Consider the following 11,858-nt stretch of genomic DNA (forward strand, 5'->3'; position numbering starts at 1 on the left):
CGCCACCGCCCCCGCCGTCAAGACCGGTCCCACCGACAAGACCGCCCCCGCCGACGACTCCGGTCCCACCGACGACTCCGGTCCCACCGACAAGACCGCCCCCACTGACAAGTCCGTTGCCACCGACAGGACCGACGAGTCCGAGGAGACCGCCCCCGCCGAAGGCGAGGCCACGAGCGAGGAAACGGACACGCCCGCGGACGCCGACACGCACACGGACACGCCCGCGGACGCCGACACGCACACGGACGTAGACACAAACACGCACGCAAACGCAGCCGCAGACACCGGAACCGACACCAACACCGGCACCGACACCAACACCAACACCGACACCGACACCGGCACCGACACAGAAGCGGGCACCGCCCCAGACGCAGACACCCACCCGAACGCGACCAAGGCCGCACCCGGCACCGAAGCCGAAGCCGAAGCCGAAGCCGTCGAAGCCGCACCCGACGCCGAGGCCACCCCCCGTCCCGAGGAAGGCGGGAGGACAGCCGGTGCCCCGTCCGCCCGCTCCGGGCGTGGGCGGCGGCTGCGCGCCTGGCAGGACGGTCACCCGGTGGCCGCCCGGGTCATCGGAATCAGCGTCTCCGTGCTCGCCGGCCTGCTCGTCATCGTCTCGTTCCTGATGCCCAACCGGCCTGAGAACTTCCAGCTCGCCCAGTTCACCCGGCTCCCGGTGGAGGCACTCATCGGTGCCGTCGTGCTGACCGCGCTGCCCCGCCGGCCCCGGCTGATCACGGCCTGGCTGGGCGGCGTCGTGCTCGGCGTGCTGACCCTGCTCAACCTGCTGGACGTCGGCTTCTACCAGTACCTCGGCCGCGGCTTCAACGTCATCCTGGACTGGCCCCTCTTCAGCGACGCCTACTCCTATCTCCAGGACACACTGGGCGGAACGGGCGCCCTGGGCGTGCTGCTCGTGGCCCTCGCCATCGCCGTCGTCGTGCTCGGCGTCTCGGCGCTCGCCGTCGTCCGGCTGAGCAATCTGATGGCCCGGCACCGCGCGACCACCACCCGCGGTGTCCTCGTGCTGAGCCTGGTGTGGATAACCTGCCAGGCCCTCAGCCTCCAGGTCGGCGGTGTACCGCTGGCCGCCGAGCACACGGTCACGATGCTCCAGTACCGCTCCGACGGTATCCGGGCGACCATCCGCGACGAGCGGGAGTTCAGCAAGACGGCGAAGGTCGACGCCTTCGGCAGCACCCCGGGCTCCCAGCTCGTGCCCGATCTGCGCGGCAAGGACATGATCTTCACGTTCATCGAGAGCTACGGCCGCAGCGCCGTCGAGGACCCGATCATGGCGCCCGGCGTCGACAAGACGCTCGACGCCAGCACCCAGGCTCTGGCGAAGGCCGGCTTCCACGCCAAGAGCGGCTGGCTGACCTCGGCGACGTACGGCGGCAGCAGCTGGCTCGGCCACTCCACGTTCATGTCGGGCCTTTGGGTCAACAACCAGCACCGCTACCGCACCGTCAGCGCGAGCGACCACCTCACCCTCACCGAGGCGTTCAAGAAGACCGGCGCCTGGGACACCGTCGGCGTCATGCCGGGCGTGCAGAAGGGCTGGCCGGAGGCGAAGTGGTACGGCCTCGACAAGGTCTACAACGCCTTCCAACTGGGCTACAAGGGACCGAAGTTCAGCTGGTCGACCATGCCGGACCAGTACGCGCTGGAGCAGTTCCAGAAGCGGGTGCACGGCAAGAAGCACGACAAGCCGCTGACGTCGTTCGTCATCCTGACCTCCAGCCATCAGCCCTGGGCGCCCATCCCGAAGATGGTCGGCTGGAACCAGCTCGGCAACGGCTCGATCTTCGACGCCATCCAGAAGGCGGGCAACAAGCCGGCGGACATCATCGCCGACCCCACCCGGTCGAAGGAGGAGTACGGCAAGACCATCCAGTACTCGGTGACCGCCCTGACCCAGTGGCTCGAGCGCTACGGCAACGACAACACTGTCCTCGTCTTCCTCGGCGACCACCAGCCGATCTCCCGGGTCAGCGGCAACCACGCCAGCCGTGACGTGCCGTGCGCGATCGTGGCCAAGGACCCGAAGGTGTTCGACAAGATCGCCGACTGGGGCTGGTCGGACGGCCTGCGGCCCGCGCACAACGCGCCGGTGTGGAAGATGAGCGCCTTCCGCGACCGCTTCCTGACGGCGTACGGCTCGACCCCGCACCCGTCGAAGGGCTGACCCGCCCGAAGCGAGCCGAGCCCCGCGCCGTCCGGTGCGGGGCTCGGCCCTTCGCGTGCGCCCCGGGGCTCAGCCCCCGGACGTGTCCAGCTCGGCGTCCTCGCCGACGCCCGTGCAGTCGTACGGGTCCTTGAGCCAGCCGTCCGGCAGCACCACCCGGTTGTTGCCGGACGTCCGGCCGCGCGGCCCGTCGGCGCCGGCCGGCCAGGGCTGGTCGAGGTCCAGTTCGTCGAGGCCGGCCCGCAGCTCCTGGAGCGAGGAGGTGATCGCGAGCCGCTTGCGCATCTCCGAGCCGACCGAGAAGCCCTTCAGGTACCAGGCCACGTGCTTGCGGAAGTCGATGACTCCGCGCGACTCGTCGCCGATCCACTCGCCGAGCAGGGTGGCGTGCCGGACCATGACGTCGGCCACCTCGCGCAGGGCCGGCCGCGCCAGATCCCCGGTCCGCCCCTCGAAGGCGGCCACCAGGTCCGCGAACAGCCACGGCCGCCCCAGGCAGCCGCGGCCGACCACGACCCCGTCGCAGCCCGTCTCACGCACCATGCGCAGCGCGTCCTCGGCGGACCAGATGTCGCCGTTGCCGAGCACGGGGATCTCCGGGACGTGCTCCTTCAGCCGCGCGATCGCGTCCCAGTCCGCCGTGCCGCCGTAGTGCTGTGCGGTGGTGCGGCCGTGCAGCGCGATGGCCGTCACGCCCTCCTCGACGGCGATCCGGCCGGCGTCCAGGTAGGTGAGGTGGTCGTCGTCGATGCCCTTGCGCATCTTCATCGTGACCGGGCGGTCACCGGCTCCGCTGACGGCCTCGCGCAGGATCGCCCGCAGCAGGTTCCGCTTGTACGGCAGCGCGGACCCGCCGCCCTTGCGGGTCACCTTGGGCACCGGGCAGCCGAAGTTCAGGTCGATGTGGTCGGCCAGGTCCTCCTCCGCGATCATGCGGACGGCCTTGCCGACGGTCGCCGGGTCGACGCCGTACAACTGGATCGAGCGCGGCTGCTCGCTCGCGTCGAACCTGATCAGCTGCATGGTCTTCTCGTTGCGCTCGACCAGCGCCCTGGTCGTGATCATCTCGCTCACGAACAGGCCCTTGCCGCCGCTGAACTCCCGGCACAGGGTGCGGAACGGGGCGTTGGTGATCCCGGCCATGGGCGCGAGCACGACGGGCGGCCGGACGGCGTGCGGGCCGATCCGCACCGCGGAGTCCGCCGGCTTCGCCGAGGTCGCCGAAGGTACCGAGGTCGAGGTCGCCGAGGCCTTCGGGGCCGCCGGGTCCGCCGGGTCCGTCGGGTTGGTCGGGTTCATCGTGGGCGTGGGCATTTCCCCATTGTCACGCACCCCGGCGGGTACGCGGCACGGTGGCCCGAGACCCGCGCCATGGGCGGTCCGATGACCATGTATGAGTCATTAGTTAACCGCACTATCGAAATCGTCTACGATGGTCACATGCCCGAGCTGAGCCGCCGCCGGCGTCTACTGGTGCTCGCGATCTGCTGCATGAGCCTGCTGATCGTGAGCCTCGACAACACCGTTCTCAACGTCGCCCTGCCGTCGATGCAGCATGAACTGCACGCGACCACGTCGGGCCTGCAATGGACCATCGACGCCTACACGCTGGTCCTGGCCTCGCTGCTGATGCTCGCGGGCTCCACGGCCGACCGGATCGGCCGCAAGCGCGTCTTCATGGCGGGTCTCATCGTCTTCGGCATCGGCTCGCTGCTGTGCTCCCTCGCCCCGAACCTGGAACTGCTGGTCGTGTTCCGCATGGTGCAGGCGATCGGCGGCTCGATGCTCAACCCGGTCGCCATGTCCATCATCACCAACACCTTCACCGACGCCCGGGAGCGCGCCCGCGCGATCGGTGTCTGGGGTGCCGTGGTCGGCATATCGATGGCCGCGGGCCCGCTGGTCGGCGGGCTGCTGGTGGAGTCGGTCGGCTGGCGCTCGATCTTCTGGGTCAATCTGCCGGTGGGCCTCGTCGCGCTCCTGCTCACCCTGCGCTTCGTCCCCGAGTCCCGGGCGCCCAAGGCCCGCCGCCCCGACCCGGTCGGGCAGGTGCTCGTGATCGCCCTGTTCGGCTCGCTGACGTACGCGATCATCGAGGCCCCGGACTCCGGCGCCGGCCGTGTCGTGCCCTTCGCGGCTGTCGCGCTCGTGGCCCTGCTGGCCCTGCTGTGGTACGAGCCCCGACGCACCGAACCCCTCATCGACCTGCGGTTCTTCCACTCGGTCCCGTTCAGCGGGGCCACCGTGATCGCCGTCAGCGCGTTCGCGGCCCTCGGCGGCTTCCTCTTCCTGTCCACCCTCTACCTGCAGAACGTACGAGGCCTGGACGCCCTGCACGCGGGTCTGTGGATGCTCCCGATGGCGGGCCCGACCTTCCTGTGCGCACCCCTGTCCGGCCGTCTGGTCGGCAGCCGTGGCCCGCGGCTGCCGCTGCTGATCGCGGGCTGCGCGATGACCGCGAGCGCCGTGCTGTTCGCGGCGTTCGAGGCGGAGACGTCGGACGCCACGCTCTTCATCGGCTACGTCCTGTTCGGCATAGGCTTCGGCTTCGTCAACGCCCCCATCACCAACACCGCCGTCTCCGGCATGCCGCGGGCCCAGGCCGGTGTCGCCGCCGCCGTCGCCTCCACCAGCCGCCAGCTCGGCCAGACCCTCGGCGTCGCGGTGGTCGGCGCGCTGCTGGCCGCGGGTGTGGCCTCCGGGCCGTACAAGGACACGTTCGTCTCCGCCGCCCGGCCCGGCTGGTGGGTCCTCACCGTGTGCGGTGTCGCGGTGCTGTCCCTGGGCGCCCTGACCACGGGCCGCTGGGGCCGCAGGACGGCGGAAGACACGGCGGAGCGACTCCGGGCGACCGAGGTGCGCGAGGCAGCCGGAGTGAACGCCTCGTAGACGCGCGCCCCGGCTAGACCGCGCTCCGCTCCGTCCGCTCCCTCTCCAGGGCGACGGCGAGCAGCCGCTCGAGCCCGGCGCGGGACCCCTCGTCGGCCGGCGCGTACGTCACCATCCGCGGCCCGTCGTGCGGCCCCAGCCACAGGTCCGTGTGGTCCAGCGTCAGCAGGCCCACATGGGCGTTGCGGAACTGCTTGCGCTTGCTGCGGGCGCTGACCACCTCGTGCCGCTCCCACGCCTCGCGGAACGCGGCGGACTCGGCCGACAGCCGCTTGAGCAGCATCTTCCAGGCGGGCTCGCCGAGATGGCCGGCCATCGAGGCGCGGAACTTGGCGGCCATGAGCCGCATGGTGTCCTCGAGCAGCACGATCGAGGACTGCCAGTCGGGGTTGGTATAGCAGAGCACCATGCAGTTGCGGTCGGCCGGCGCGATGGCGTCGAGGTCGCACAGCAGCCGCCCGTAGGTGCGGTTGTAGGCGAGGATGTCGTAGCGGCTGTTCTGGATGCAGGCCGGAATCGGCTCCAGTTGCTCCAGCAGGGCCCGCTGGGCCTCGGTGACGGACGGGCAGTGCGCACCGGGCGCCGGGTCGATGGCCCCCGCCAGGTTGAACAGATGCGCCCGCTCGCTCGCGTCGAGCAGCAGCGCACGGGCGAGGGCGTCGAGGACCTGGACGGAGACCTGGATGTCCCGGGCCTGTTCCAGCCAGGTGTACCAGGTGACGCCGACCGCGGAGAGCTGGGCGACCTCCTCGCGGCGCAGCCCCGGTGTGCGGCGGCGCCGGCCGCGGGGCAGCCCGACCTGCTCGGGGGTGATGTGCTCGCGGCGGTGGCGCAGGAAGGCGGCCAGTTCGTACCGCCGGATCTCGGAAACGGGCGTCGCCCGCACGTCCTGCCCGGCGATCTTCCGGACCGCCGCCGTCTCCTGCACCATGGTCGCCATGCCTCCAGCCTGCCGCCCGCCGGACCCTGTTGCCAGGTAGCGCTGCTACCAGGATAAGGAGACTCTGGTACCACGCTGGGAGTTTCCGCAGGCTCGATGCCGTGACCGAGACTCTGACTTCCCGTACCGTCCGCTCGCCCGTGGAGACACCACGGCTGGGCGGCCTCGGACTGTTCACGGTGCTGCTGGGTGCGGCACTGCCCCTCATCGACTTCTTCATCGTCAACGTCGCCCTCCCGACGATCGGCGGGGACCTGCACGCGAGCGAGCCCGTCCTCGAACTCGTCGTCTCCGGATACGGGCTGGCGTACGCCGTCCTGCTCGTCCTCGGCGGCCGGCTGGGCGACCTCTTCGGCCGGCGCGAGTTCTTCCTCGGCGGGATGGCCGCCTTCGGGGTCACCTCGCTGGCCTGCGGGCTCGCCCCGAACGCCTGGACGCTGGTGGCGGCCCGCGCCGCGCAGGGCGCGGCGGCCGCGGCGATGCTCCCGCAGGTGCTCGCCACCATCCAGGCGGCGACCGGCGGACAGCGCCGCGCCAAGGCGATGGGCCTGTACGGCGCGACCGCCGGGCTCTCCATGGTCGCCGGGCAGATCCTCGGCGGTGTGCTCGTGGCCGCCGACATCGCGGGCACCGGCTGGCGCTCGGTGTTCCTCGTCAACGTCCCGGCCGTGGTCGTCGGCCTGGTCCTGGCCGCGCGGGCGGTCCCCGAGACCCGCTCACAGCATCCCGAGCCGGTGGACGGCCCCGGCACCGTGCTGCTCGCGGTGTCGCTGCTGACGCTGCTCGCCCCGCTCACCGAGGGCCGTGCGACGGGCTGGCCGCTGTGGACCTGGCTCTCGCTGGCCGCGTTCCCGTTCGCGGCCTGGGCGTTCTACGCGGTGGAGCGCCGGGCGGACCGGCAGGGCCGTACGCCGCTGGTTCCGCCGAGCCTGCTCGCCCTCACCTCGCTACGGCGCGGGCTGGTCATGCTGGTGCCGTTCTCGATCGGCTTCAGCGGGTTCATGTTCGTGATCGCGGTGGCGCTCCAGCGCGGCGCCGGGCTCGGCCCTGTCCCGGCGGGTCTCGCGCTCACGCCGATGGCGGTGGCGTTCTTCGCGGTCTCGCTGTGCGGACCCCGGCTGGTGGCCAGGTTCGGCACCCGGGTGGTGACGGCAGGCGGGCTGGTCCAGGCGGCCGGTGTGGCGCTGATGGCGCTCGCCGCGTGGCGCTCCTGGCCCCATCTGGGCGTGGTGGAGCTGCTGCCGGGCGCGGCGGTGGCCGGTGCGGGCCAGGCGCTCCAGCTCCCGATCCTGCTGCGGATCATCCTGTCCGAGGTGCCACCGGCCCGGGCGGGCGTCGGCGGCGGCGTCATGATCACCACCCAGCAGTCGGCGCTGGCGCTGGGTGTGGCGACGCTCGGCTCCCTCTTCCTGTCCCTGGTGTCCGGCTCGGGCATGCGGGACGCACTGGTGACCACGCTCCTGGTCCAGCTCGCCGGGATCGCCCTGACGGTGGCCCTGAGCCTGCGGCTGCCGCGCACGATCAGCTAGCGGGGGCCGCGCCCACCCGGGGCCGGCCCCGGCGCCGTGGCCCTGCTGCTTCCTGATCCGCCGACCAGGCACTGGCGGATCAGCGGGGGCAGGGCCCGCACCGCTCCTCAGGGATGGATCTTCCTGCCTTCGGCGAGCATCGCCACGTACTTCTCGATCCGGCGCACACGCGTCTGCGGCTTCTTGGCATCCTGGACGCGGTAGAGGACCGCATAGCGGTTTCTGCTGTCCAGGGTGGCGAAGAACTCCGCCGCGGCCGGGCTGGCCGCCAGGGCGCGGGCGAGGTCCTCGGGGACCGACGCCGTCTTCGCGCCCTCGTAGGCGGCGTCCCAGCGGCCGTCCGCCTTGGCGCGCTGCACCTCGGCCAGCCCGGCGGGACGCATCCGCCCCTGCTCGATCAGGGCCTCCGCCTTGTCCCGGTTGATCCTGGACCACTTGCTCGTGGGCGTACGCGGAGTGAAGCGCTGGAGCCAGTACTCGTCGTCGAACTTTCTCTTCTGCCCGTCGATCCAGCCATAGCAGAGCGCCACATCGAGCGCCTGCGCGTAGTCGAGCGCCACCACTCCCGGCGCCTTCTTCCTGATCTTCAGCCACATACCGGCCGAGGAAGCATGGCGCTCGCCGAGCCACTTCTCGAAGGCCTCGGCGGATTCGAACGCGACGATCCCCACATCTTCAGCCACACCTACAGCCAACCATGCGACGGGCGATGATCACGCCGCATTCGGGCGTTCGCGTCGTGGCGTTGCGTCCCTACCGGTCCGGGCGGCGACCGGCCGGTGACCGGCCGGTCAACTCGCCACGCCGAACCACCCATTGGCACACCATTGATCTTCCGGTTGCTGCACACTCCTTGCTGCGCGAGCGGACAGGCAATCCCTGGAGGCTGGAGGCGTCATGCTGCAGATCAACACGAGCAAGGTCAGTCGCTGGGACCGGCACGGGCGCGAGCACGTGGTACGGGTGCAGCGGGCCGGGATGCAGCGCACCATCAGCTGCGACACCTGCGGCTGGAGCAGGAACGCGCAGTTCCTGCCCTGGCTGAAGGCGGAGGAACATCTCACGGAAGCCCACCAGGCGACCGTGGACCCACGGTAGAGCTGGGGTCGGAGGGCCGTGACGTGACGGTGGCGCGCCTGGAGTCGCCGGGCGCCACCCGCGTCGAGGAGCGGGACAAGGGTCCCGCCGGCCGCTGGTGGGTCATGCGGGACCCGGAGGACGACGAATTCTGCGCGTCCTAGGGGGTCTTCGAGCGGCCGGGTGCCCGCAGCCCCCGCAGCAGGAGGTCCACCACGGCGTCGAACTCCGCCTCGATCCCGGGGCGCCCCCACTCCCCCGCGTAGGAGGGGTCGTGGAACCGTCCCGTCGCGTGGAAGACCGCCCGGGCCGTGACCGCCGGGTCGGGGGCCGTCGTGAACGCGCCGCGTGCCACACCGTCCCGGAGGATCTCCGTGAGCTGGGTGGTGAGGTCCGCGAGGTGCTGGTCCACCACCCGGCTGTTCTCCCCGGTCAGCACGGTGAACGTGGCGAACAGCTCCGGGTCGTCGCCCGCCTTGTGCCGCTTGGCCTCGAACAGGGCCGACAGCCACTCCCGCAGCCGCGCCTCCGGGTCGCTGTCCTGCGCGGCGATCCCGGCGAGGATGCCGGACGTGCGGTCCAGCCACCGCTGGGTGACCGCCTCGCGCAGCGCCGCCTTGGTACGGAAGTGGCGGTACACGCTGCCGTGGCTGACGCCGAGCGCGCGGGCCACGTCCACCACGGTGGCCTTGGCCGGGCCGTGGCGGCGCAGCACCTCCTCGGTCGCTTCGAGGATGCGCTCGGCGGTCAGGGTCTCGGTGGTCGGTGACATGACTCAGACCGTACCCGGCGCCACGGTCAGCGCTCGCTGTCGAGGTGGTTCATCTGCGTCTCCGGATAGCGGGCACCGGCGGCCGAGTCCGCCGGCACGGCCGCCTCGATGGCGGCCAGGTCCGCCTGGTCCAGGGTCACGTCGAGAGCGCCGAGCGCCTCGGACAGCCGCTGCCGGGTGCGGGCGCCGACCAGCGGCACGATGTCCGCGCGGTGGCGCGGGCCCCGCGAGAGCACCCAGGCGATCGCGAGCTGCGCGACGCTCACGCCCTTCTGCTCCGCGATCTTGCGCAGCGCCTCCACCAGACCGAGGTTGTGGTCGAGGTTCGCCCCCTGGAAACGGGGCGAGAAGGCGCGGAAGTCGTTCGCGCCGAGCTCCCGGTCGCGGGTGAAGTGGCCGGAGATCAGACCGCGGGAGAGCACTCCGTAGGCGGTGATGCCGATGCCCAGCTCGCTGACGGTGGGCAGGATGCGGTCCTCGATGCCACGCGAGATCAGCGAGTACTCGATCTGGAGGTCCGCGATCGGGGCGGTGGCCGCGGCCCGGCGAATGGTGTCGGCACCGACCTCGCTGAGGCCGATGTGGCGGACGTACCCCTTCTCGACGAGTTCGGCGATCGCGCCCACCGTCTCCTCGATCGGGACGTCGGGATCGAGGCGGGCGATGCGGTAGACGTCGATGTGGTCCACGCCGAGGCGCTGGAGCGAGTACGCGGCGAAGTTCCTGACGGCGGCGGGGCGGCCGTCGTACCCGGTCCAGCCTCCGTCGGGGTCTCGCAGGGCGCCGAACTTGACGCTGACCAGGGCCTGTTCGCGGCGGGCGGCGGGCGCGGTGCGCAGGGCCTCACCGATGAGCATCTCGTTGTGGCCCATGGCGTAGAAGTCGCCGGTGTCGAGCAGCGTGACGCCCGCTTCCAGGGCGGCGTGGAGGGTGGCGATGGACTCGGCCCGATCGGCGTCGCCGTAGAGGGCGGACATGCCCATGCAGCCGAGGCCGAGGGCGGAGACCTGGGGGCCGGTGGTCCCGAGCCGAAGGGTGCGCATGAAATCTCCCTGGTTCCGGTTGAGCGTGCACCCAGCCTGACATGACAGGTGACAGATTTCAATATCTGTCACCTGTCATCTGTTACCTGTTATCTGCCATCTGTCACGCGATCGATCCGGCTGGCCCCCCGATTTGGTACAGACCTATTGACGAGAGGTCTGGACCAGCGCACTGTCATGCCTACGACACCTGCGCACGCCACCACGCACGACACCCCAGGCACGCCCCCCAGGCACGCACCCCACGCAGGACACACCTGACACCCGCGTGACATGCCACGCACGACACCTCACCGCACCCCCACCGGGAGGCCCCGCATGGTCCGCCACAGGCTCCGCCTGCTCGCCGCCGCTCTGACGGCGGCGGTTCTCGCCCCTCTCTCGGTCGCGACCGCCCCCACGGCGGCCGCGGCCGACACCTGCGCCGTGAAGTCCCGCCCCTCCGGCAAGGTCCTCCAGGGCTACTGGGAGAACTGGGACGGCTCCTCGAACGGCGTCCATCCGCCCTTCGGCTGGACCCCGATCACCGACTCCCGTATCGCCGCGCACGGCTACAACGTGATCAACGCGGCGTTCCCGGTCATCCGCTCCGACGGCACCGCGCTGTGGGAGGACGGCATGGACACGGGGGTGAAGGTGGCGACCCCCGCGGAGATGTGCGCGGCGAAGGCCGCCGGGCAGACGGTCCTGCTCTCCATCGGCGGGGCGACGGCGGGCATCGACCTCACCTCGTCGGCCGTGGCGGACAGGTTCGTCTCGACCATCGTCCCGATCCTGAAGAAGTACAACTTCGACGGCATCGACATCGACATCGAGACCGGCCTGGTCGGCAGCGGAGACATCGGCCGGCTGTCCACGTCCCAGGCCAATCTGATCCGCATCATCGACGGAGTGCTGGCCCGCATGCCGTCGAACTTCGGACTGACGATGGCGCCGGAGACGGCGTATGTCACCGGCGGCAGCATCACCTACGGCTCGATCTGGGGCGCGTATCTGCCGATCGTCAAGAAGTACGCGGACAACGGCCGGCTGTGGTGGCTCGACATGCAGTACTACAACGGCAGCATGTACGGCTGCTCCGGCGACTCCTACGCGGCGGGTACGGTGGCGGGCTTCGTGGCGCAGACGGACTGCCTGAACAAGGGCCTGACCGTCCAGGGCACGACGGTCAGGGTGCCGTACGACAGGCAGGTCCCGGGCCTGCCCGCGCAGTTGGGAGCGGGCGGCGGCTATATGTCACCGGCTCTCGTCTCCCAGGCGTGGAAGCACTACGGCACAAGCCTCAAGGGCCTGATGACCTGGTCCCTCAACTGGGACGGCTCGAAGAACTGGACGTTCGGCGACAACGTCAGGTCGCTCCAGGGCCGCTGAGGCCGTCGGCGGGGACGACGAAGCCCCCGGTTTCCCGCGC

Annotated in this window: 11 protein-coding genes; 6 read left to right on the top strand and 5 right to left on the bottom strand. The window is 71.0% G+C overall.

Translation table 11 applies throughout. The annotated features are described in order from the left end of the window. Window positions 1–538: 538 nt before the first annotated feature. The gene (locus tag ACIP94_RS03460; RefSeq protein ID WP_402420357.1) at window positions 539–2,197 is read left to right on the top strand and encodes a sulfatase-like hydrolase/transferase; all 1,659 of its coding nucleotides are present in this window, start codon (window positions 539–541) and stop codon (window positions 2,195–2,197) included. Between the two features lie 69 nt (window positions 2,198–2,266). Here the strand turns inward: ACIP94_RS03460 and dusB are convergent, their stop codons facing one another. Continuing rightward, window positions 2,267–3,340 (bottom strand): tRNA dihydrouridine synthase DusB, encoded by a 1,074-nt coding sequence (gene dusB, locus ACIP94_RS03465; RefSeq protein WP_402420360.1) that lies wholly within the window; start codon window positions 3,338–3,340, stop codon window positions 2,267–2,269. 297 nt (window positions 3,341–3,637) lie between these two features. Here dusB and ACIP94_RS03470 point away from each other — a divergent pair, with 297 nt between their 5' ends. Beyond that, window positions 3,638–5,086, top strand: a complete 1,449-nt coding sequence (locus ACIP94_RS03470; protein ID WP_402418852.1) for an MFS transporter — start codon at window positions 3,638–3,640, stop codon at window positions 5,084–5,086. A 13-nt stretch (window positions 5,087–5,099) separates the two neighbouring features. Here ACIP94_RS03470 and ACIP94_RS03475 read toward each other — a convergent pair whose 3' ends face one another. After that, a complete protein-coding gene (locus tag ACIP94_RS03475) occupies window positions 5,100–6,026 on the bottom strand; it encodes a helix-turn-helix domain-containing protein (protein ID WP_402418854.1) in 927 nt (308 codons plus the stop codon). A 101-nt stretch (window positions 6,027–6,127) separates the two neighbouring features. Between ACIP94_RS03475 and ACIP94_RS03480 the strand changes: the two genes are divergently transcribed. Beyond that, window positions 6,128–7,555: an MFS transporter gene (locus ACIP94_RS03480; RefSeq protein ID WP_402418857.1), complete on the top strand. Its 1,428-nt coding sequence runs from the start codon at window positions 6,128–6,130 to the stop codon at window positions 7,553–7,555. A gap of 107 nt (window positions 7,556–7,662) precedes the next feature. On the opposite strand, the gene ACIP94_RS03485 is transcribed toward ACIP94_RS03480, so the two are convergent. Continuing rightward, window positions 7,663–8,238: a YdeI family protein gene (locus tag ACIP94_RS03485; RefSeq protein ID WP_402418860.1), complete on the bottom strand. Its 576-nt coding sequence runs from the start codon at window positions 8,236–8,238 to the stop codon at window positions 7,663–7,665. Window positions 8,239–8,452: 214 nt separating this feature from the next. Here ACIP94_RS03485 and ACIP94_RS03490 point away from each other — a divergent pair, with 214 nt between their 5' ends. Next, window positions 8,453–8,653, top strand: a complete 201-nt coding sequence (locus ACIP94_RS03490) for a hypothetical protein (protein ID WP_402418863.1) — start codon at window positions 8,453–8,455, stop codon at window positions 8,651–8,653. A gap of 2 nt (window positions 8,654–8,655) precedes the next feature. Continuing rightward, window positions 8,656–8,796, top strand: a complete 141-nt coding sequence (locus tag ACIP94_RS03495; protein ID WP_402420363.1) for a VOC family protein — start codon at window positions 8,656–8,658, stop codon at window positions 8,794–8,796. Here ACIP94_RS03495 and ACIP94_RS03500 read toward each other — a convergent pair. Both ACIP94_RS03500 and ACIP94_RS03505 read right to left on the bottom strand, forming a co-directional pair. Beyond that, a complete protein-coding gene (locus ACIP94_RS03500) occupies window positions 8,793–9,404 on the bottom strand; it encodes a TetR family transcriptional regulator (protein ID WP_402418865.1) in 612 nt (203 codons plus the stop codon). The genes ACIP94_RS03495 and ACIP94_RS03500 overlap by 4 nt on opposite strands. Before the next feature lie 26 nt (window positions 9,405–9,430). After that, entirely contained in the window at window positions 9,431–10,447 is a 1,017-nt protein-coding gene (locus ACIP94_RS03505) for an aldo/keto reductase (RefSeq protein ID WP_402418868.1), read from the bottom strand. Between the two features lie 318 nt (window positions 10,448–10,765). On the opposite strand from ACIP94_RS03505, the gene ACIP94_RS03510 reads away from it, so the two are divergent. Further along, a complete protein-coding gene (locus ACIP94_RS03510; RefSeq protein WP_402418871.1) occupies window positions 10,766–11,818 on the top strand; it encodes a chitinase in 1,053 nt (350 codons plus the stop codon). The last annotated feature ends 40 nt before the right edge of the window (window positions 11,819–11,858 follow it).

Source organism: Streptomyces sp. NPDC093261 (assembly GCF_044753645.1).
Lineage (GTDB): Bacteria > Actinomycetota > Actinomycetes > Streptomycetales > Streptomycetaceae > Streptomyces.

Excerpts from the sequence above, each read along its gene's own strand:
- ACIP94_RS03500 (WP_402418865.1), bottom strand. The coding sequence starts at position 9,404 with ATGTCACCGACCACCGAGACCCTGACCGCCGAGCGCATCCTCGAAGCG.
- ACIP94_RS03505 (WP_402418868.1), bottom strand. The coding sequence starts at position 10,447 with ATGCGCACCCTTCGGCTCGGGACCACCGGCCCCCAGGTCTCCGCCCTC.
- ACIP94_RS03475 (WP_402418854.1), bottom strand. The coding sequence starts at position 6,026 with ATGGCGACCATGGTGCAGGAGACGGCGGCGGTCCGGAAGATCGCCGGG.
- ACIP94_RS03510 (WP_402418871.1), top strand. The coding sequence starts at position 10,766 with ATGGTCCGCCACAGGCTCCGCCTGCTCGCCGCCGCTCTGACGGCGGCG.
- ACIP94_RS03490 (WP_402418863.1), top strand. The coding sequence starts at position 8,453 with ATGCTGCAGATCAACACGAGCAAGGTCAGTCGCTGGGACCGGCACGGG.
- ACIP94_RS03470 (WP_402418852.1), top strand. The coding sequence starts at position 3,638 with ATGCCCGAGCTGAGCCGCCGCCGGCGTCTACTGGTGCTCGCGATCTGC.
- dusB (WP_402420360.1), bottom strand. The coding sequence starts at position 3,340 with ATGGCCGGGATCACCAACGCCCCGTTCCGCACCCTGTGCCGGGAGTTC.